General features: G+C 66.1%; 21 protein-coding genes. 16 read left to right on the forward strand and 5 right to left on the reverse strand.

Annotated features, from left to right (window positions below):
* Nucleotides 1-366 precede the first annotated feature (366 nt).
* The 14 genes from ACIA03_RS08380 to ACIA03_RS08445 all read left to right on the forward strand — a co-directional run bounded on the left by ACIA03_RS08380 (nucleotide 367) and on the right by ACIA03_RS08445 (nucleotide 12,735).
* Complete coding sequence (locus ACIA03_RS08380) at nucleotides 367-1,116, forward strand: hypothetical protein (RefSeq protein WP_396981116.1); 750 nt, start codon at nucleotides 367-369, stop codon at nucleotides 1,114-1,116.
* 103 nt (nucleotides 1,117-1,219) lie between these two features.
* The gene (locus ACIA03_RS08385) at nucleotides 1,220-1,603 is read left to right on the forward strand and encodes a DUF3024 domain-containing protein (RefSeq protein WP_396981118.1); all 384 of its coding nucleotides are present in this window, start codon (nucleotides 1,220-1,222) and stop codon (nucleotides 1,601-1,603) included.
* A 575-nt stretch (nucleotides 1,604-2,178) separates the two neighbouring features.
* Nucleotides 2,179-2,613, forward strand: coding sequence for a hypothetical protein (locus ACIA03_RS08390; protein WP_396981120.1), 435 nt, complete (start codon nucleotides 2,179-2,181; stop codon nucleotides 2,611-2,613).
* On the forward strand, nucleotides 2,601-3,548 hold the full coding sequence (locus tag ACIA03_RS08395; RefSeq protein ID WP_396981122.1) for a hypothetical protein: 948 nt from the start codon (nucleotides 2,601-2,603) through the stop codon (nucleotides 3,546-3,548). The genes ACIA03_RS08390 and ACIA03_RS08395 overlap by 13 nt, the downstream gene beginning before the upstream one ends.
* 22 nt (nucleotides 3,549-3,570) lie before the next feature.
* Nucleotides 3,571-4,236, forward strand: coding sequence for an SAF domain-containing protein (locus tag ACIA03_RS08400; RefSeq protein ID WP_396981124.1), 666 nt, complete (start codon nucleotides 3,571-3,573; stop codon nucleotides 4,234-4,236).
* A complete protein-coding gene (locus tag ACIA03_RS08405; RefSeq protein WP_396981126.1) occupies nucleotides 4,236-5,006 on the forward strand; it encodes a hypothetical protein in 771 nt (256 codons plus the stop codon). The genes ACIA03_RS08400 and ACIA03_RS08405 overlap by 1 nt, the downstream gene beginning before the upstream one ends.
* Nucleotides 5,003-6,484 (forward strand): CpaF family protein, encoded by a 1,482-nt coding sequence (locus tag ACIA03_RS08410; RefSeq protein WP_396981128.1) that lies wholly within the window; start codon nucleotides 5,003-5,005, stop codon nucleotides 6,482-6,484. Before ACIA03_RS08405 ends, ACIA03_RS08410 begins: the two co-directional genes overlap by 4 nt.
* Nucleotides 6,481-7,380, forward strand: coding sequence for a type II secretion system F family protein (locus tag ACIA03_RS08415; protein WP_396981129.1), 900 nt, complete (start codon nucleotides 6,481-6,483; stop codon nucleotides 7,378-7,380). The genes ACIA03_RS08410 and ACIA03_RS08415 overlap by 4 nt, the downstream gene beginning before the upstream one ends.
* The gene (locus ACIA03_RS08420; RefSeq protein ID WP_396981131.1) at nucleotides 7,377-8,279 is read left to right on the forward strand and encodes a type II secretion system F family protein; all 903 of its coding nucleotides are present in this window, start codon (nucleotides 7,377-7,379) and stop codon (nucleotides 8,277-8,279) included. The genes ACIA03_RS08415 and ACIA03_RS08420 overlap by 4 nt, the downstream gene beginning before the upstream one ends.
* A gap of 12 nt (nucleotides 8,280-8,291) precedes the next feature.
* On the forward strand, nucleotides 8,292-8,492 hold the full coding sequence (locus tag ACIA03_RS08425) for a hypothetical protein (protein ID WP_396981133.1): 201 nt from the start codon (nucleotides 8,292-8,294) through the stop codon (nucleotides 8,490-8,492).
* Nucleotides 8,493-8,499: 7 nt separating this feature from the next.
* Complete coding sequence (locus ACIA03_RS08430; protein WP_396981135.1) at nucleotides 8,500-8,898, forward strand: TadE/TadG family type IV pilus assembly protein; 399 nt, start codon at nucleotides 8,500-8,502, stop codon at nucleotides 8,896-8,898.
* Nucleotides 8,895-9,332: a TadE/TadG family type IV pilus assembly protein gene (locus ACIA03_RS08435; RefSeq protein ID WP_396981137.1), complete on the forward strand. Its 438-nt coding sequence runs from the start codon at nucleotides 8,895-8,897 to the stop codon at nucleotides 9,330-9,332. The genes ACIA03_RS08430 and ACIA03_RS08435 overlap by 4 nt, the downstream gene beginning before the upstream one ends.
* On the forward strand, nucleotides 9,329-9,757 hold the full coding sequence (locus ACIA03_RS08440; RefSeq protein ID WP_396981139.1) for a pilus assembly protein TadG-related protein: 429 nt from the start codon (nucleotides 9,329-9,331) through the stop codon (nucleotides 9,755-9,757). Before ACIA03_RS08435 ends, ACIA03_RS08440 begins: the two co-directional genes overlap by 4 nt.
* Complete coding sequence (locus tag ACIA03_RS08445; RefSeq protein WP_396981141.1) at nucleotides 9,754-12,735, forward strand: LysM peptidoglycan-binding domain-containing protein; 2,982 nt, start codon at nucleotides 9,754-9,756, stop codon at nucleotides 12,733-12,735. The genes ACIA03_RS08440 and ACIA03_RS08445 overlap by 4 nt, the downstream gene beginning before the upstream one ends.
* Before the next feature lie 174 nt (nucleotides 12,736-12,909).
* Here ACIA03_RS08445 and ACIA03_RS08450 read toward each other — a convergent pair whose 3' ends face one another.
* From ACIA03_RS08450 to ACIA03_RS08470, 5 genes are all read right to left on the reverse strand, one after another.
* Nucleotides 12,910-13,299, reverse strand: coding sequence for a hypothetical protein (locus ACIA03_RS08450; protein ID WP_396981143.1), 390 nt, complete (start codon nucleotides 13,297-13,299; stop codon nucleotides 12,910-12,912).
* A gap of 103 nt (nucleotides 13,300-13,402) precedes the next feature.
* Nucleotides 13,403-13,609, reverse strand: coding sequence for a DUF6199 family natural product biosynthesis protein (locus ACIA03_RS08455; RefSeq protein WP_396981145.1), 207 nt, complete (start codon nucleotides 13,607-13,609; stop codon nucleotides 13,403-13,405).
* A gap of 35 nt (nucleotides 13,610-13,644) precedes the next feature.
* On the reverse strand, nucleotides 13,645-14,613 hold the full coding sequence (locus ACIA03_RS08460) for a hypothetical protein (protein ID WP_396981148.1): 969 nt from the start codon (nucleotides 14,611-14,613) through the stop codon (nucleotides 13,645-13,647).
* 8 nt (nucleotides 14,614-14,621) lie between these two features.
* Entirely contained in the window at nucleotides 14,622-17,147 is a 2,526-nt protein-coding gene (locus tag ACIA03_RS08465; protein WP_396981150.1) for a hypothetical protein, read from the reverse strand.
* The gene (locus ACIA03_RS08470; protein ID WP_396981152.1) at nucleotides 17,147-17,548 is read right to left on the reverse strand and encodes a hypothetical protein; all 402 of its coding nucleotides are present in this window, start codon (nucleotides 17,546-17,548) and stop codon (nucleotides 17,147-17,149) included. Before ACIA03_RS08470 ends, ACIA03_RS08465 begins: the two co-directional genes overlap by 1 nt.
* A gap of 221 nt (nucleotides 17,549-17,769) precedes the next feature.
* On the opposite strand from ACIA03_RS08470, the gene ACIA03_RS08475 reads away from it, so the two are divergent.
* Nucleotides 17,770-19,362 (forward strand): hypothetical protein, encoded by a 1,593-nt coding sequence (locus tag ACIA03_RS08475; protein WP_396981154.1) that lies wholly within the window; start codon nucleotides 17,770-17,772, stop codon nucleotides 19,360-19,362.
* Nucleotides 19,363-19,422: 60 nt separating this feature from the next.
* Nucleotides 19,423-19,929: a hypothetical protein gene (locus tag ACIA03_RS08480; RefSeq protein WP_396981156.1), complete on the forward strand. Its 507-nt coding sequence runs from the start codon at nucleotides 19,423-19,425 to the stop codon at nucleotides 19,927-19,929.
* Nucleotides 19,930-19,985 lie beyond the last annotated feature (56 nt).

Consider the following 19,985-nt stretch of genomic DNA (forward strand, 5'->3'; position numbering starts at 1 on the left):
GATGCCTGCACTCCCCCACGGCCCAGGTCACGGGGCGCCGCATCGCGCCGCTGGTACACGTCGGGACGGATGCGGAGTGGGTCAAGGAGATCGCCGAGTCGGCCCGTGCCCGGTTGCCGGCGGACTCTGCCCGGACCGGGATCGGCTACCTTTCCCCACCGGATCCGGCGGGACAATGGCCCAGACCACGGGGCCAGGGCTGGACTTCTCTCTGCTCGTGCTCGTGGTCCTTGATCTGCTGCGTCGTCCCGCGGCCCGAGCGGTCCCGGGGGCACCGGTGCCTGACAGAGTCAAGTTCAGCATTCGCGCCCTTTCTGTGGCGAAACGTCGCGTGACGGGACAGCCGGAGCACTACCGTTGTGGCTCGTGATCGAGTTCCTTAAGCTGATCCTCGACTTGGCGACGAAGGCTGTTCCGGGCATGGTCAGCAGGAGCGAGCGCGACCGATCGGCCCAACTCGGTGCGGAGCTCTTCCTCTTCTATGTCCAGTTGAACGATGCGTTGGTGACTGCAGATCAGATCGTTGTCCTGCTGGAGCTCTACGAGAGGCAGCTGGCTGACGCAATTCGAGTCACAGGGCAGCGCCGGGACACGTGGGTGCGACGCGAACTCCTCGAGGTGGTACGCAAGCAACTCACTAGCATCCAGTTGATAGGGGAGCGGCTAGATGACTTGAATTGGGAGTTGCAAGTGCTCGACGGCAAGTCCGTCGCCGCACTCACGTTCCTCCTGGACGAGAAGGTGTCGGCACTGGCTGTGGTCTTCGAGATGCTTCGCTACGGCAGACTGCCTCTGCGGATTGAAGGAATCATGATCGATGACCCTTTGACCGAACTGCCCGAAATCCGCACTACCCGGGTCTTCGAGTTCCGCGACGAGGCGGAAGCGTCTGCGATCTCTGTGTACGGAGAGCCTCAGACCGCAGCGGTGTCAGACCGGGAGGCCCTTCGTCAGGTCCGCACGTATCTCGCAGTGCGGAAGCCGAGGGAGGAGTTGCAGCACATCCGGGACAACCTAGAGCAACTGCGGGAAGCCATCGCATCAAACTTCACCATCCACGACATTCTCCTCCACGCCGGTGACCCCCGCATCGCAGAAAGGCAACGTTACCGCTAGCCGATGCGCAAAGGGATCCTTGAGGCGTCTACAGAAGAGGTGGCGGTGGGCATCCCGAATCACGGAGTCCTCCTCGATCTGCCATTCGTGTGGTCCTGCGTTGGTGGAGGGTTACTCCGTGCGGGCGGGACCTGTCGGCGAAGATGTGGCCATGGCGATTCCGGAGGCAGATCTCGATCGGATCGAGTTGTGGTGCAGGGCGAGGGTTCCGGAGGATCTGTGGAATCAGGTCAAGGTCGAGGCGGATATCGCTCCGCGGCATGTGACCATCGTCGAGGTGAGGCCGCCCTGGGACGGGGTGGGCGAGCACACTCGGTTCCCGATCGCGAGGCTTCGTTACACCTCGTCTTCGACGCTCTGGGCGATCTACTGGCGTGACAGGAACATGAAGTTCCACGCGTACGACGACCGGAGGCCGCCGTCGAGTGACGTCGCCGAACTGCTCGACTACATCGCCGACGGAGGCGATCCCATCTTCTGGGGCTGAACCGCTCGAGAATTTACTTTGCGGGCTGCGTCTGCAGTCTCACCTCGCTACCGAGCGCTCGCCGTCCATGCCTCGGCCCTGACGCCGATCAATCGCGCCAGCAAACCTGGCCGCCGGCTAAACGGTGGGTGACCTGCACAAACAAGTTGCTCATCCCGACGGAGCAACCACCCCGAAACCCGCCCGCCGGACGGTCCGATCACCAGCTCGGGCGCGGGCATCCTCACGATGGATGAGCAACGCAAGCGGACCGCAGCGGACGATGCCGAACCCAAATTGCCCGTTGCGTAAGGTACCCCGGTGGGTGCCTAATGGGACGAGCGCCTGAGCCGCGGAGCTCGGGTCCACCTCTCGGCGCACGTCCTCGCAGAGCGCCGTTTGCTCGCCGAGGAAGGTGAATTTCTGTGATCGATCCGGGCCGAATCCTTGCGATCGCGACTTGCGTAGGAGCGCTTGCCGCAGGGGCGTCGTGTGCCAGTTCGGAGCGCAACAGCTCCCCCAGCAACGATCCGACCTCGACGAGCACGCCGACCGACGAGCCGACCTCGGACACCGAGATCGCTTCGGCAGCAGCGGTGAAGACGGTCGAGGACTACTTCGACGTACTCGACGCCGTTCGCCAGAGGAATGACCGAACGCTCAAGAACCTGCGCGACGTCGCGGTGAGCACCCAGCTCACCGCTCAGACCCGCCTGGTCGAGAACGAGCGGGCCAAGAAGCTCACACAGGTCGGCGATACCGAGCTGGCTGACATCAAGGTCGAGTCGGTGAACCTCGACAACTCCGATCCCGACGCCGGCAAGGTCCCGACGGTGATGGTCGACGTCTGCTGGGACGTGAGTGGTGCCGACCTCGTCGACAAGAACGGCAACTCGGTGGTCAGTCCCGACCGTGCCGACGTTGGTTGGACGCGTTACACAGTGGCCAACTACGACTACCAGAGTGACCCAGTGTCCGGGTGGCGGGTCGCCTCCGGGAAGGACCTGCGGCAGCCGCCATGCGAAGCCTGATCCGAGCACTGACCTTGGTCTGCGTCGTCGCGGGCCTGGGGGTGCTCGGCCAAGGCCCGGCGTACGCGGATCCCGGATGCCAGCAGATCGACCCGATCAGCGGCGAGTGCACGGTCTCCGTCGAGGTGCCGGGTGACGGAGGCGGCAACGGACAGCCCGAGCCCGCCGGGGATGGACCGAAGGACACCGGGAGCGGGTCACCGTGCTACTGGGATGGGGCGATTGGCAAGGCCGGTCCGGTGCCGTGCCTGAGCCCGTACGGATCATGGAACAACAACTACGGCTGCTACATCGATCTCGCCGACCCTCCTCCCCCGGCCGGTGATCCCGCCTGGAAGGGTCACGAACTCGGGGATGGCGCGGTCTACAACTGCTATCAGCCCCAGACGACGCTGCTGATCCAGATCTGGTCACCGACGCCACCTCCCGGAGCAGCCGCCGGACCATCGCCTCGCGAGGTCGCGCAGATGGCCGTCGACAAGCTCCACCTCAAGGCGGTCGACATCGGGATCACCCCCGAGCCTGGACCCGACAGCATCGGGCTCGTCGGCATGCCGGTCTGGCTCTGGGCGAGGCAACCCAACGAGCAGACCTACGGCCCGGCAACCGCCTCCGCGTCCGCCGGCGGGATCACGGTCACTGCGACGGCGCGGGTCCACGCGATCACCTGGGACATGGGCGACGGCACCACCGTGGAGTGCCGGACCGCCGGGACACCCTACGACCCGAAGTACGGCAAGGAGGCGTCGCCCGACTGCGGCCACGTCTACAAGCTGTCGTCGGCGAGGGAGCCGAATCGGAGATACACGGTCACCGCCACTTCGGCGTGGGTGATCACCTGGCAGGGAGCCGGACAGACCGGAACGATCCAGATGAACGGCCTGAACCGCTCGGTCGACATCGCGGTCGGAGAAGCGCAGGTGCTCGTGAGGTAGCGGGCAGAAGCAGGGCGTACGCATGAGCAAGGCAGCAATCGAAGAGAACCGGTTCACCGGGACCACCCCGGCGCCGCGCTTGGTCCCGCCTCCGAAGGTCCGGCGCAGACCCGTGCACATCGTCGCCACCGTCGCTGCCATCGCTGCCGGCGCGGCCATCGCGGCTTGGGGATGGGCCGCGGTCACCACCACCGAGACTGTGGTCGCCGCCCGCACCACCATCGAACGCGGCTCCATCATCACGGCCGACGACCTCACCACGACGCAGATCTCCGGCGACAACACGATCCGGGTCGTGCCCGGCGACGAACTCGACGAACTGGTCGGCACACGCGCCGCCCTCGACATCGCGGAGGGCGGATTGCTGACACCGGAGATGACGACGAAGGACAACATGCCGCCCGCCGGCCAGTCGATCGTCGGGATCTCCCTCACCCCTGCCCAGGTGCCGGCTGTCACCTTCCGCAACGGTGACAAGGTACGTGTCGTCGCCACGACCGGTGAAGGAGGTGAGCCATCCTCCGGAACCCCGCTCTCGACGAGCGCCGAGGTGGTCTCCTCGAGCGTCGACGAGACCACCGGCAACACCGTGGTCAACGTGCTGGTCCCCTACGCCGACGCGACCGTCCTCGCCGACCGCGCCAGCACCGGCAACATCGCGATCGTCATGGACCCGCTGGAGCCCTGATGGCCGTCATCGCGCTCGCCTCGGCCTCGGGATCACCCGGGGTCTCCACCACCGCGCTCGGTCTCGCGATGAAGTGGCCGCGTCCTGTCCTGCTCGTTGAGGCGGACCCGACCGGAGGATCGTGGATCCTGGCCGGCTACCTCCGAGGACACACACAACCCGGCCCCGACCTGGTCGACCTGATGCTCTCCCCGCTCGGCCCGGCCGAGGCCCTGCCACGCGTCGCCACCGCGCTCCCGGGCTCGACCACCGTCTCGTACGTCGCAGGAACCCGCACCCACATCCAGGCTGCGGCACTTCGCGACCACTGGTCACACCTCGCCGACGCACTCGCCAATCTCGACGCAACCGGGCAGGACGTGATCATCGATGCTGGACGCCTGGGGTTGGCCGGCTTGCCCGAGCCACTCCTGTGCGCCGCTGACCTCACGGTCCTGGTCACGCGAACCCATCTGCCCGCGCTCATGGCCGCCCGCTCATGGGCAGAGACCGTCACCCAGCCTGGGATCGGATGGCGCTGGCCGGGTCTGCTCCTGGTCGGTGAGGGCATGCCCTACACGGCGCGTGAGATCTCGCGACTCCTCGGCCTGCCCGTCGTGGCTGAGATCGAGGACGACACGGCCGCGGCCGCCGTCTTCCACCGAGGCGCGGCGCGTCCCCGGCGCTTCGAGTCGGGGACGTACGCCCGCTCGCTGCACGCCGCGACCGAATCGCTGCTGGCGGAGGTCGGCCGCTCCCGCGAGGCCGTCGTCCAGGAGGCAGCGAGATGACCGGCCAGTGGGAGCCCTACCGCCCGGACGTGACGAGCCTGCCGCTCTTCGCCCCAAGGCTGCGAGCCGTCGAGGACGAGCCGAACCGCAACAACGGGCACGCCGTTCCGGCCGCCCTGGTGCCCATTGCGACGACGAGCGGCATCGACTGGTCGCTCGTCGCGTCGTTGCGCTCGCAGGCGTCCGAGCAGCTGTCGCAGGCGGTCGCGGCGGAGTCGCAGACCCTTGACCGCCACGCCCAGGAGGAGCTCGGCCGCGCGATCGTCCTGGAGCTGCTCGAAGCCGCGATGGCCGAAGCGGTGAATACCGGCGATCCGTCGTGGACCGTGGAGCACCAACGCGCGGTCGCCCAGGCCGTGTTCGACTCGCTCTTCCGGCTCGGCCGTCTCCAACCTCTCGTCGACGACGACCGGGTCGAGAACATCATCATTTGCGGCCACGACAATGTCACGCTCGACCTGGTCGACGGATCCCAGATCCCAGGTCCTCCGGTGGCCGACTCCGACCAGGAACTCATCGACTTCCTGGTCTTCCTGGCCTCGCGCAGCGAGGTCAACGCCCGCGGCTTCTCCGAGGCCCAGCCGAAGCTCCATCTCCGACTCGATGACGGCTCCCGGCTCGCGGCCGCGGCCTGGGTGATGCCCCGTCCCTCCGTCGTCATCCGCCGCCATCGCCTGATGGAGGTGACTCTCGAGGACCTCGTACGCCGCGACATGCTCACCCCAGTGGCCGCATCCTTCCTCCGAGCAGCCGTCAGAGCCCGCAAGTCGATCGTCGTCTCCGGCGCCCAAGGAGCCGGCAAGACCACACTGGTCCGGGCATTGTGCGCCGAGATCGACCCGGCCGAGGCGATCGGGACGTTCGAGACCGAATACGAGCTCCACCTCCACCTGCTCCCCGAACGACACCGGATCGTGCACCCATGGGAAGCCAGACCGGGCTCCGGAGAGCGCGGGCCGGACGGTCGCCAAGCGGGCGAGTTCACGCTGGACGAGGCGTTGGTCGACTCGTTCCGGTTCAACCTGAGCAGGCAGATCGTCGGCGAGGTCCGGGGCAAGGAGATCTGGGCCATGATCAAGGCGATGGAGTCCGGCACCGGCTCGATCTCCACCACCCACGCCTCCGACGCCGTCGCCGCGGTACGCAAGCTCGTCACCTGCGCCATGGAAGCCGGCCCGCACGTCACCCAAGAGCTGGCGACGTCGAAGCTCGCCGCGACCGTCGACCTGATCGTGCAGCTCTCCCTCGAGACCGAGACCGCCAACGGCACCTCAAGGCGAACCCGCAAGGTCGCGGAGATCATCGCGTTGGCTCCTGGGGAGCGCGAGACCGGCTACGCCACCACTCACGTCTTCACGCCGGACGCAGCCGGCACCGCAGTACCCATGGTGCTCCCCGATGAATACCGGGCGCTCGCCCGGCACGGCTTCGATCTCGGCGGCTACCTCACCGCCCAACCATCAGGGGCATCGCGATGACCACCCAGCTCTTCATCGCGGCGCTCAGCGGCGGACTCGTCGCCGGTGGCCTCGTCGGCCTGATCCGGGAAATACGAGGCGTTCCGGTCACCGACCGCCCCAACAGGGATCGCCTCCGGCTCCCGCCGATCTCCAGGCGTACGCAGCTCCTCCTCGGGGTCGGAGTCGCGCTCGGCGCCGTCGGCTGGCTGGTCACCGGGTGGCCCCTGGCACTGGTCATCGCGCCCGCGGCGACCTTCGGTCTCCCCTATCTTCTCGGCGCCCCTGATGCGAAGGATCGCATCGAGCGCCTGGAAGCGCTGGAGGAGTGGACCCGATCCCTCTCTGGGGTTCTCACGGTCGGCATCGGACTCGAGCAGGCGCTGATCACCACTCTGCGGTCCACACCGGATTCCATCGCCGACGAGGTCGGGCTCCTGGTCGCTCGGCTTCGGGCGAGATGGGCGACCGAGGAAGCCATCCGTGCGTTCGCCAACGATCTCGACGACGCCACCGGCGACCTGGTCGCCGGCAACCTCATCCTCGCCGCCCGCAGACGAGGCGCCGGCCTGGCGAACGTGCTCGAAGGTCTCGCCGAATCGGTCGCCGACGACGTACGTGCTCGGCGGCAGGTCGAGGCCGACCGCGCCAAGCCGCGCGCCACCGCACGTTGGGTGACGATCATCAGCGCGACCGTGCTCGTGATCCTCGGACTGACCGGCGACTACATCGAGCCCTACGGCAGCCCGCTCGGCCAGATCATCCTGGCCACACTGCTCACCGCGTACGTCGCCACACTCCTGTGGATGCGCCGGATGGCAGACGGTCGGAAGCTTCCCCGGATCCTCGGAGCGTCGGACGCAACTCGGACACCAACAGATGCCACCCTAACGCCCCTCTCGGGAGGACCGGCATGACGACAACAACCCTGCTCGGGATGATGCTCTCCGGCGGCCTTATCGGCCTCGGAGTCGCCCTTCTGGTCATCTGGTTCACTCCGGCCCAACCTGACCTCGCCGACGCAGCACGACGCCTCTCCCCCACACGGATCAGCCACCCGGATCTGGAGACCGGCACCGCGACCGGCAAGGAACGCCTCGGCATCTGGGCGATGCGTACGCTTCCCGTCGGTCTCTGGGCCCGAACGCCGACACGCGAGCTCGCCTTACTGCGCATCCCGCTTGCGCGGTTCTACGGCGACAAGCTCATCTACGCTGCCCTCGGGTTTGTGATCCCGATCGGGCTCACGACACTCCTGTCAGTCATGCGGATCCCGCTGCCTTTCCCGATCCCGGTCGTGGCCTGCATCGGTTTGGCGGTCGTGATGTTCTTCCTCCCCAACTACAACGCGATCGACGACGCCAAGAGGGCTCGTCTGGAGTTCAACCGAGCACTCGGCGCCTACATCGACATGGTCGCGCTCGAGCGGACCAACGGCGCCGGCGTACGCCGAGCCATGGAGACCGCTGCGAGCGTCGGCGACTCGTGGGTCTTCACCCGCCTCGCCGAGGAGCTCAACCGATCCCGATGGTCCGGGCTGCCGCCATGGGACGCCTTACACACCTTGGCCATGGAGCTCGGCCTGCCCGACCTCGACGACTTCGCCGACATCATGCGCCTGTCCGGAGAGGAAGGAACCGCAACGTATGCCACCCTCCGTGCGCGCACCGCCTCCATGCGCACCGCCATGCTCAACGACGAGCTGACCGAGGCAAACGCCATCAACGAGCGCATGTCCATCCCCGGTTCCCTGCTCGGGGTGATCTTCATGGCGATCCTGCTCGCCCCCTCACTCCTCCGGATGATGCCCAGCTGAAAGGAGAATCGAATGCTTCGCATCTACTTCCTAGTCACCGCCCTCTGGTTCACGACGCTGGAGAGCCGCCTTGGTCCACCGCCCAGGAAGGACGAGCGTGGATCGGTGACGATCGAGAACGTTCTCTGGGCAGTCGCCGTTATCGGGATCGTCGCCATTGTCGTCGGCGCGATCACCGCGTACGTCAGGTCTCAGTCGTCGGGCCTCAGGTAGGTCGGTCATGGTCCCGAGGAAGCGAAGACGAGACGAGCGAGGTGCGGCATCGATCGAGATGGTCGTGCTGCTCCCCGCGCTCTTTGCGGTGCTCTTCCTCGGGATGCAAGGCGCGCTCTACTACCACGCGCGCACGATCGCGATCGCGGCCGCGCAGGAGGGCGCACGGGCAGCCGCGGCTCAGGACGGTCGGTCCAGCGATGGGGTGCAGGCGGCGTACGCCTATCTCAACGGGGCCGGCGACTCGTTCAAGGTCTCGCACGCCTCCGCCGACCGCACAGCGACGACCGCCGTCGTCCAGGTTCGTGGCCACGCGCTCTCGGTCATCCCTGGCTGGAGGCCGGAGATTCGACAGCATGCCCGCGCCGAAGTCGAACGGCTCACTGCTCCGGGTGAAACCCGATGATCAGGCAAGCACGAGACGAGCGAGGGTCTGCCTCGATCGAAGTGGCCATCGGTCTACCTGCGTTCATCCTCTTCGTCGGGCTGATCATCGCTGGCGGTCGACTCGCGCTCGCGCATCAAGCGCTGCAGACAGCAGCGGCGGATGCCGCCCGGTCAGCATCGATTGCTCGTGATGCTGGCTCGGCAGACTCCGCCGCCCGCAGGGAAGCGCACAACAGCCTGAGCAATCAAAACCTCCGTTGCCGAAGCACCGACGTCAGGATCGATACCAGCGGCTTCCGGGTGCCGACAGGCCGGCCCGCCGACGTCAGGGTCACCTTGACATGCCGCGTCGACCTGGCCGATCTGTCCGTTCCCGGCGTGCCAGGAAGCCGCCTGATCACGGCCACCATGATCAGCCCGATAGACACCTGGCGCGAACGGGGCCCGTCATGAGATCGCGTCCGACCGACCGCGACGAGCACGGGTCCGCAACCATCTGGATGGTCACTGCCTCGTTCGCAATGAGCATCATCGTCGGCCTTGCCGTCGATCTCGGGGGCCAGGCGCACGCACAGCAACGTACGCACGATCTCGCTGCCCAAGCCGCCCGAGCCGGAGCCGAGGAGGTGGTCGCGGCACCCGCGGTGGAAGGTAGGTACGCCCACATCGACGCCGGCACTGCAGGCCGGGCGGCGCGCTCATATCTGAACCGAGCGGGAGCCAGGGGAACCGTCCGCGTCCGCGGCAACCGGATCCAGGTTGCGGCCGTCGACACCTACCGCACTCGCTTCCTCAGCATCATCGGCATCGACACCGTACGCGTGGACGGCGAAGCCGAAGCCGTGCTCGTCCGCAGCCTCAACGGAGTTGAGCGATGATCGGCACACGGATCCGCGGGCTGGTGGCGTGCCTCGCCATCCTGGTTCTTCTGGTCGGCGCACCGGCGGCAATGCTGCTCCTCGGCGCGATCCCACGCTCCGACGGATTCGAGTGGCGCGACCTGGTGCGCCAGGACGACGGATCACTCGCACTCCAGGTGATCACCGCGTTCGCCTGGATCACCTGGGCCTGGTTCGCAGTCACCATCGTGCTCGAGGTCGTCGCTCGCCTGCGCAGCGTCAGAGCGCCACGATTCCCTGGACTGCCCCAGGCATCAGCAAACCGGCTGGTCGGAGCTGCAGTACTGTTGTTCGTCGCAGTGCCCGCCGCAGCGCCAGCCGTGGCGCCGCTTCGTGCAACGGCGCCACCGATGCCCGAGACACCGCCTGCAGCTCCTGTCTCTGCCACACTCGAGCCGCCGTCCCCGGTCGTCGATCAGTCAGCGGCGAAGACTCCGCCGACCACGAGTTACACCGTCAAGCGCGGCGATAGTCTCTGGCGCATCGCCGAGTCGCACCTCGGCGCCGGGACCCGGTTCACCGAGATCGTCGACCTCAACCCGGAAGCGCTCAATGGCAACGCCGACTTCCTCCCCATCGGCCTCGTACTCCGGTTGCCCGTCCTGACCCCTCGCGTCAACGAGGAGACCTACGTCGTCCAACCCGGCGACACGCTGGCCGAGATCGCCCAGGACGAGCTGCACGACCCCGAGCGCTATCCGGAAATCTTCGACGCCTCCCGAGGCACGCGCCAGCCCGACGGCGAGCGTTTGACCGATCCTGATCTGATTCGTCCTGGCTGGTCCCTCACGATCCCAGCCACAGATCAGCCTGGCGCGGCACCTGGTCCCACGCCAAGACATGCTTCGCCGCCTGCGCCTGAACCTCCGCCCACCGCAACCCGGCGCCCCAACGATACGAGCGATCCTGAGCAGCCCTCGTCCGCTGATGAACACGAGTCGGACGCGGACGCCGACCCGCCTTGGTTGCTGGCTGGTCTGACCGGCGCCGGAGCCGTCCTTGCCGGCGGTCTCTTCCTACTCGTACGTCGCAACCGCCGGATCCAGCGCCGCTACCGCATCCCCGGCCACGTCATCACCCAGCCGCCGGCCAAGCTCGCGCCTGTCGAGAAGAGCATCCAACGCGAAGGCCGCGACCCGGCCATGCTCATCGAGCACCTCGACCGACTCCTCCGGATGCTCCCCCAGGGCGAGCAACCACGCCTGATCGCCGTCGAAGTCGGCCATAACCAGATCACCCTTCACCTCGCTGAGCCCACCTCACTCCCCCGCCCCTGGACCGGCAGCCACACCACCTGGACCGCGCCGGCCGACGCGGAGACGACCGATACTGGCGAACCCGCGCCCTACCCACTGCTCGCCTCATTAGGGAAGTCCGAGGATGGCCACCTGTGGCTGCTCAACCTCGAAGAAGCCGCGGTCGTGAACTTGGCTGGAGACCGCGACCGCACCGAGGCGCTGACCCGCCACCTCGCCGCCGAGTTGGCGGTCACCCCCTGGTCAGCCCTCGTCGAGGTCCACCTGCAGCGCATCGGCGTCGAGCTCACGAGCATCGACCCCGTACGTCTACGCCATCACGGCAGCGACACGGAGTTCGTCAACAAGGTTGCGGCCGAACTCGATCCAGCTGGACGTCTCCCCGGCTTCGACCCCGACCGCTACCGAGCCGTCCTCCTGCCCGAGGACTGCGAATCGGCCCGGCACCTCGTCAATGCCATCACGACAGCCACCGACCGACCCGGCGCGGCCGTCGTCATCATCGATGCCCACCCCGATCTCGGCGCACACACCATCACGATCGCCGAGACCGGCGACCTCACCATCACCCACCCCATGCTCCGCGACGTACACCTTCATGCCGCTGGCCTCATCGAGGACGAAGCAGCCCTCTGCACCGCGATCGTTGAGGCGACCCGCGAGACCCGGAACGAACCCATGCCGGTCAACAACAACTCCGCCGACGACATGGAGCCCCTCATCGACGCCGCCGGCGCGCTCCGCCCCGAGTACGTCCACGAGCGCCCCGACTCCGATCAGGAACCGGCTGGCCCCATGTCGCTCCTTCCAGAGCCCACCGAGACGTACGCACGAACGGGCGACACCGGTGACGAGATCCGACAGATGGCCCCGGTCGCAAGCATCGCCGCGCGGGAGCGCGTCGCCGCTGTGGACCCGGCCATCGACCAAGCAGTCGCGAAGTGGAACTCGCCCACGTGCGACCTCCCGAAGCTGACCCTGCTCGGCCCAGTCCACCTCCGCGCGAACGGCGACGTACCCGCGGTCCGGCGGGCGTACCTCGCCGAGATGCTGACCTACCTGTTCCTCCACCCGAACGGCGTCAGCACCCACGAGTTCCTCGACGTCACCGGCGTCAGCCGCAGCCGCCTCACCATCGACCTGGCCCGCTTGCGCAGCTGGCTTGGCACCAACCCGATCACCGGACACGACCACCTCCCGGACGCGCGCGAAACTGCCGCGGCCAAACGCCTCGGCCATCCCGCGTACGAGGCCGAGGACATCCTCGTCGACTTTGATCTGTTCCGGCGCCTTCGCGCCCGCGGTGAAGCCCGCGGCGCCGATGGCATCTCGGATCTGATCGCGGCCCTTCGCCTCGTCTCCGGCGAACCGTTCTCGCAACTGCGCGACAAAGGCTGGTCCTGGCTCATCGATGGTCAGCGTCACGACCACATCGCGATCTCGATGATCGTCGACACCGCACACATAGTGGTGAGCCGAGCCCTCGCCGACGGTGACAACGACGTAGCTCGAGAAGCAGCCGACATCGCCCTCAGGGCCGCGCCGCACGACGACATCCCCCACCTCGACTTCGCCCGAGTCCTCACCGCAACCGGCCACCAAGGGCTGGCCGAGAAGGAGCTCGACGACCACATCTACAACCGCGACGACGGAGAGGGCCCTGTCGAGCCGCCCGCGCGTTCCAAGCGAGCCGCCGGCTGACGGCCGAGCAACCAAGTGGAGTTCGACCGGCCCTGGACGCCTCCGTTCTGCTGCTGGCGCTGCCCACGACTCCGCTGGTCACCGCGCGGAGCGTCGCGCCGATCGCCATGCAGCCAAGCGGGATCTGCGTGGGACTCTCAAGGCCGCCCAGGCTGACAGGCGTGGCTGAGTTAGTTAGTCGCGCTCGGAGTCCTGCCGCATGCTGCCTTGCGGCACGAGTAGCAGCATCAGCCCGAGAGTCAGCACGATCGTTGGGATGAACAACCACTGACGCTTCTGCAGTTTCGCCAAAGCACAGTCGGCACGTATCCGTTCGCCGCTCGCACTTATCTCGTCACTGGGACCGTCGTAAGCCTGGTGCTCGTGGCTGCGGATGGGCGGAGTCGCGTCAGTCGCCTCGTACTGGCGCCACACGCACTTGATCTTGACCGGATCCGGGTCCGCGCTGGGACTGCCGCTGGCGTCGTACGTCAACGTGGTTGGCCACAGGAGCAGAAGGAACCCGAGGATCGACACCACCGCCAGGGTGATGCCGTTCAGCTTGCGCTTTGACCGTTCGTTCACGTCAAGGTTCTATCTGACTCAGCGGCCAAGAGTTGGGTGGCTCGCCCTTCGCGGCCGAGGCGCATCCTCCGATTGACCGCGTGCCTCGTCACTTTCGCGGTGGTCAGCCAGCCATCTCAGTGAGCACGACCCACAGAGCGAGCATGAGACAGACGATGCCCGAGATCGCTGCTCCCAGCCGGGTCATGACCGTGTAGAGGTCGGACGGCTCCGCCTCTCGAAACTTCCACCCTTCATTTAGGAAGAAGTGGATCTGAGGCCGAAATGCGATGAAGAAGCACCACGCCGCGACGGCCAAGAAGAAGATCACGAGAAGAACCACCACGATTGACCCCGCCCCCGATCTCAACTGTCGATGTCTTGGGCGGCGATGGCCTCGTCGACCGCTTCTTCGGCGATCGACTCCCAGTCCGCGTCGTGTTCAGCAAGCATCTTGCGCCATGTGAGGCGATCGACCTCGTTGAAGTGGCTGGTGTCTGCGCGTTGGCCATCAGGAGGAGCGGGGAGCTCGGCAGGGATCATCGCTTCGGGCAGCGATTGGTAGATGACGTGGTCGAACTCGATGAGGATCCGTCGGACCGCATCGAGCAGTTCCTGGCGCTTCGGTTCGCTCGTCGCCGCCGGGCGCGCGTTGATCGCTGCGTCCAGAAGTGCCACCGGTTCGATCCACTCGGCTGCCGCCTGCTTCAACGCTGCGCCGCCGCTCTTGGCATCCTTTGCCTCGGTCAAGATCGCACGGATCCCATCCTTGTCCTCCGGATCAAGGCTGATCGCGTTCTGGTCAGCCTCGGCGCCGAGGGTCCCTAACGCATGCAGCGCTGTGTCGCGGTCGATCACATCGTCGCGCTCGTGACCGGGAGACTCCCGCAAAGACTCCAACAGCGGGTCGAGGTCCATGTCGCGCTTCATCCGGTCGACCAGGTCTTCGGCGATCGAGGCTGGTACGGGGCGCTCCGACTGCGCGAGTGCCTTCATGAACAGCTCGTAACCGTCCGGGTCCTCCAAGATGGTGGTCCAGATGCCGTTAGTGATCTGCACGGCCCACAAGTCACCTGGTCCGGCCGGCCATGCGACCTCAGTTAGGACGTAGCCGAGGCGATCGACGACCTCGCCGGTTGGCAGGTTGGGGAGGTCCTCACCGTCGGGCAAGGTGGCATCGAAGATGAGATCTTGCATCGCAGGCTTTTCCAGCGCCTTGACCAGATCGTCTGATGGAACAATCCGCCCCGAAGGGTCCGTATCCGGTTCGCCGCAAGACGCCAACACGCCGGTTCCTGTGACTGCCAGAAGCAACGTCGCCAGGATCCTGACCACTGCCTTACTCAACCTTCGCCTCTCTCCGTGTCTCCGTGCTCACGCGCATTCTCCATCTGGTCGACCGATCGTTCCAGAAGGGTCGCCGCCTGGAAGGCTGGGGTCCCCGTCGTCGAGCGATGTGCGCTCCAAGCCTCCTCCTGCTCTGGGGTCCACTGGTCCATCGCGATCGGCTTCCCGCCGCTCAGGAGTTCGGGCGGGAGAGAATCGGCGGGCAGATTGCGATACACGGCGGCGTCGATCATGCCTTGGAGTCCGACACGCGAGTCGTTACTGCGGGAGGCGATCTGGTCCTGAATCTCGCTGACCGAGTCGATGTCGTTCATGCCGACGAAGTGCTTCTCGGCCTCGTCAATGCCCAGTTTTCCGGCATCGCCGATCGCGCCACCAACGAACGGGATCTTGCCGGTACCCTCGGACAGCACCTTCTCGGCCACCCAGCCGCCGGCCTTCCATTTGCCGTCGCCCTCGCCGCTTCTGATCGTGTCGGACTCGTAGCCTTGCGCGACCTGTTCCTTGTCGAACCCATCTTCCAGTGCCGCGCGCACGTTCGCGTAAGGATCGATCACGCTGGTCTCGAGGTCGTTCGTGTCGCCTGGCAGTTCCTTGTCGAGGCTTGCCGCAAGGTACGCGTCCGCGTTGGCTCGTGTCATATTGTAGGCGACTTCGTCTCGACCGATGTCCCCGAGAACCTCGCGGACTCCAGACACGCCCAGGTCCCCCAGGTTCATGGTGACTGTGCGGCTTCCAAGCGGTCCCTGGCTCGCGTCGATCCCCCCGTCAGAGGTCGCACTCCACACATCGGGCATGTACGCGGAGGCCACATGCGCCATCGAGCGCCGCAACTCTGGTGGCAGGCCCTGGTACTCCACCTTCTTGTCCGGGTTGTTCGGGTCGTCATGCTCAGGAACGATCCGCTTCTCCGCGGCCTCGAACGCCGCCGTGGCGATCTTCCCTGACTCCGGCGTCACATCCTCGGTCGTGGCAGCTACAATCGCGTCTCCGAAGTAGCGTTCGCTCGTGGGCCACATGTCGCTCTTGTCGCCCGTCGAGTGCGCTGGCCACTCGCGGTCAGCCATGTAGTACTCCACGCGCTCCGCACCTTCGGACGTTGTACTCGTGAAGAACTCCCTGGCTGCTTCGGGATTGTGGGACATCCCCTCGAAGAGTCCCCCGAACGGGTCATGACCCGATGGTTCTGTGAACTTCGCATCCGTGTCACCCGGCTTTGCGGGTGCTCGGTCTGCATCCAGATCGACCTCAGATTCGCCATGTGTGAAGTCGATCCGACGGGGATCTTGCGTAACATCCCACGGGAGCTTGCCATTCTCCGCGTAGTACTTCTGCTCGAACTCTTCCATGCTGTCGCCAGCCTGGTTCAAGAACCACGAGCCGTGATCGTCGTCGCGTAGCAGCGGGCCGAGGAGCTTGTAGCCGAGCATCTGCTCGCCCATGCTGTTGGTGGGGAACTCGGTTTCCCCACGTTCGATGAGGTTCTTGGCCCAGTTCGCCGAGACATGTTCATCGGTCGGTCCTGCGTTGTCTGACTCAATGCCCGATGTCGCGGTGGCGATGAGATGGCCCCAGGCGCGCTGTGAAGCACCGATGGTCTCGGGATCGTATCCATCCGGGCCGTCGGCAGTGTCGAACCGCCCCAAGATCGCTTGCTGGATGTTCATCACGCCGGCTGATCCGACGTCGTTCGCGATCCGGGTTGCAACAGTCGGATCACCGCCGAACTCATGGACGGCTTCGGTCAGCTTCTTGAGTTCCGACTCACTCATCGGCATTTCGCCGCTGAACTCGTGCCCTTCGCGCCCTTCGGCCAGAGGCCCGAGTTCATCGGCGATCCGGTCGGCGAGAGCCTTCTGATCCGCTACCGGAAGCGCGTCGACGTAACCGCCGTACGCACCCGGGTCGTTCATCAGTTCGTCGATCAGGGCCTTGCCCGACAGTCCACGCAATTTCGGCGGGAGGGTAGCGTCACGGATCGAACCGGTTCCGCCGTCGTACTGGCCGCCCTTGACGTTGCGCAGCACGGTGGCCAGCGCGGCGTCGGCCGCATCGGCCTTGGCTAGGGCATCAGCAATCTGAGAGCCCAGCTCTTTCATCTGCTTCCGGATCGACTCGGCTTCCTCCTCCGCCGTGTCCTCATTCTTTGCTTCCTTGATCGGAGTCGGGTCCGAAACAACGACAGCGCCGCCGGCACTGACATCGGCGACCCATCCGTGCCCCTTGATGACGCCCATGGCATCCCGCGCTGAGCTCTGAGCCTGCTTGATCTCCTCGGCGGCGTTATCCAGCGCGTCGATCACGGGAGAAACGCCGGCAGCGATGTCGTTCAAGTCTCCCTGAAGCCGCTTGTGTGAGATCACCGCGCTATCGGCAGAGTCACCCGTCCAAGTTCCCGGCGGCTTCCCGTGATCGACTTCATCTTGCAGATCGATGAAGCTCTTCCGGTCGGAATTCAACTTGTCGGCAGACTCGGCAAGGACGGCGGGTTCCCAACTCATGAGCTCTTCGTAGGTCAACATCAGAGCCTCCCCAGCCGTTGCATGTAAAAGTCGTCGGCTCCACCGCTCGGTGCTGCCTTCGGCGGTGCCTCCGAGGTCCGGCCTGCGTCGCCCGCGGTGAGTAGGTCTTGCTCGTGGATGCTCCTCGAGGCGGCGACCACGCCTCGATGGTGATCATGGGCAGCCTTCGTCCACTTCTGCATGTCGCTGTCCCAGTCAGCCTGCAGTCTGCCTGCCGGACCTGCGCTGTTGCTTCCTGGCATCGCCGAAGATACGGCGGCAATGTGGTCTCCGAGTTTGATCTTCGCTGCCTGATCGGCGGCGCTCTCGATGCTCTGAGCCGACTTCCTGACGTCGGCCGCCACCATCCGGATCTCTTGTCCGCTCCCCACATCGCCCCCGAGACTCGATCCGGTGGTCACCTGACCTAGGGCCACCGCACAGTTGATGAGATCAAAGCGAATTTACTTTGACCTGTCCATCTCATACCCGCACTCCGCCGTTCCAAACCAGATGCAAGGTAAAATCTACGCGTACCCCAATGACCCCGCGCTTGGCGCTATCTGGAGTCCCACCGCGAGCTGGCCCAATCGGTCGTGTCGTTGGTTGCGGCAGGGACGTTCTGTTGCTGTACTGCCCGACGATGGGCGACGCACGTAAAGAGTCTGTTGAGGTCCGCTGGCTGCGGCGGTTGGCCGCTGCGGGGTGGGAATCGTGGGTGGACGCGGCGGCGTGGGCGCACACCAACGGAGTCGGGGTCACCGCGATCGCTGCTCGACTCGATGCACCGATTCAGACGATCTCAAAGCGGCTCAAGTCCGCAGGGGTGCACGCCGGGCGACCCACGGTGCTCTCGGAGAAGGCCGAGCGGATGCTGGCCGAGCTTCGCGAGCTGCAGTCCGAGGATTCCCGCCACAAGGCTCGGTCCCATGAGTTGGGGCAGTGGCTCGCTCAGGTACGCGGTCAGCGCAAGCAGGGTCAGCATCGCGCGGTGATGGACCTACTCGACGAGATCGCCCCGGGATGGGACACGGTCCCACCGACACGCCAGCCCGGGCGCACCGCCAGCGAAGAAGAGCGATGGAACAAGGCGTACGCGGCGGTGGGCTGGACCAGCCTCGAGGACGGGCTGGTGTGGGCCGAGGAGCACAACGTGTCCTGGACGGGGGTCGCGGACTACCTCGGGTTCGAGAAGAAGGCGGTCCGTAAGCGCGCCATCCAGGAGGGCATCCGCAAGCCTCAGCCGCTCTCCGAGCGTGAGGTACGGGTGCTGGAGTTCGCCCGCCGGCGGGCGGAGGCCGATGACCCTTGGTCCGAGCTGGATCGCGAGGAGATCACCGAGCTGTCCTCGTTCTTGACCTATCACCGCAAGAAGGCGGCCGACGGCAGCCACTCCCGCGTCCACGATCTCCTCGACGAGATCGACCCCGAGTGGAAGACCCCCTTCGACCTGCGCCGCGGGACCTGCGGGCACGACAGCTGTGAGGAGCCCGCGCGCCGCTCGGGCCTCTGCACCGCTCACGAGATCAAGCTGCGCTACGACGTGAAACGGCCCAAGCGAAGTCCGGGAGCGATGACGATCCCGTGTCTGGAGTGCGGGCGGAGGTTGGAGCGGCTGACCAACCACGTCAAGAGCGAGCACGGGATGTCCAAGGCCGACTACCTGGCCGCGCATCCAGGTGCTCCGCTGGTCAGCCAGGTGGCGATGACACCGGTATGGCGCGAGGACCGCGAGGCCGGGTTAAGCATCGCCGAGCGCCTGGACGCGGTCTTCGATACGCTCGATGATCGGTCCTGGGCCGTGATGGCCGACCACTTCCTCACCAACACACCAATCCCCCTCGACGCCATCGGGCAGCGGTTCGGGGTCACCGGCGCCCGGATGCTGCAGATCGAGCAGGCCACCCGTCAAAGCGTCGCCGAGGCGATCGGTGCCGAGCCCGTGCTCAGCACAGTCACCTCCACCATCGCCTCCCAGACACACCACGTACGTCCCGTCAGCGAGCTCGTTCTGGAGATTCCCGGACTGGGCTCCATGGTGGCCAGCGTCGGGAAACCGGCAGCGTACGTCCTGGCGAAGTTCACCGACGCGTACGAAATCACCGACCAATGGTGCGCACGACCCACCATGTCCGCCGCCGTGGCCTGGACCTCTGCGGCATTGGCCGAGCTCACCGATGCGTACGGAGCAGCTTCCCCTGAGGAGGCGAGCGTGAAGGTCGGACGGGGTCACTGACACATCAGCCGACTACGATGACAAGACAACGTCCGCGGGCAGCGACGGGAGTGAAACTTGATGATCAGTTTCCGATCGCTGGGACGCTGGCGCCCAGAGGCGTTGCTTGTGGCGGCTGACGGTCTTGAGGGAGGTTTCGCCGTTCCTCACTTCGGTCATCTGTACGACGTTCCCATGGTCGTGGACGCGCTTCGACGTGCAGCCGTGCAGGTGGAGGTGGCGCGAACTCGAGCCATCGACACGGCCGATCGGATCTTCGCCCACGGGTGGAGGTTCACCACTATCGGGAACGAGGTCGTTATCCAAGAGATGGCAGCCTCCGTGGTCACCTACGAGGAACTCGACCGCATCGAGGTCCTGATGGGCATCTACGGGGCCACCATGGCTGTTGCGCTCACCGACGTCGAGATCGCCCTCGATGAGCTGTACGCGGTCCTCGAAGCCGCGCGACGACACCCGAACGCCCGCGCTCGGCCGCGGGTGCAGCGACCGCTGCGCACCTCCTCCACCGGTCGAGCTTGTCGAGACCGCCGCCGTGATCGGTGGCCATGTGGTTGGGATCGATGATTTACTAAGCCTCACAGTGGCGCCAGCGGGGTGCGCCGGATTCGGAAGGCTCGGGC

This window comes from Nocardioides sp. NPDC051685, assembly GCF_044453405.1.
GTDB lineage: Bacteria > Actinomycetota > Actinomycetes > Propionibacteriales > Nocardioidaceae > Nocardioides.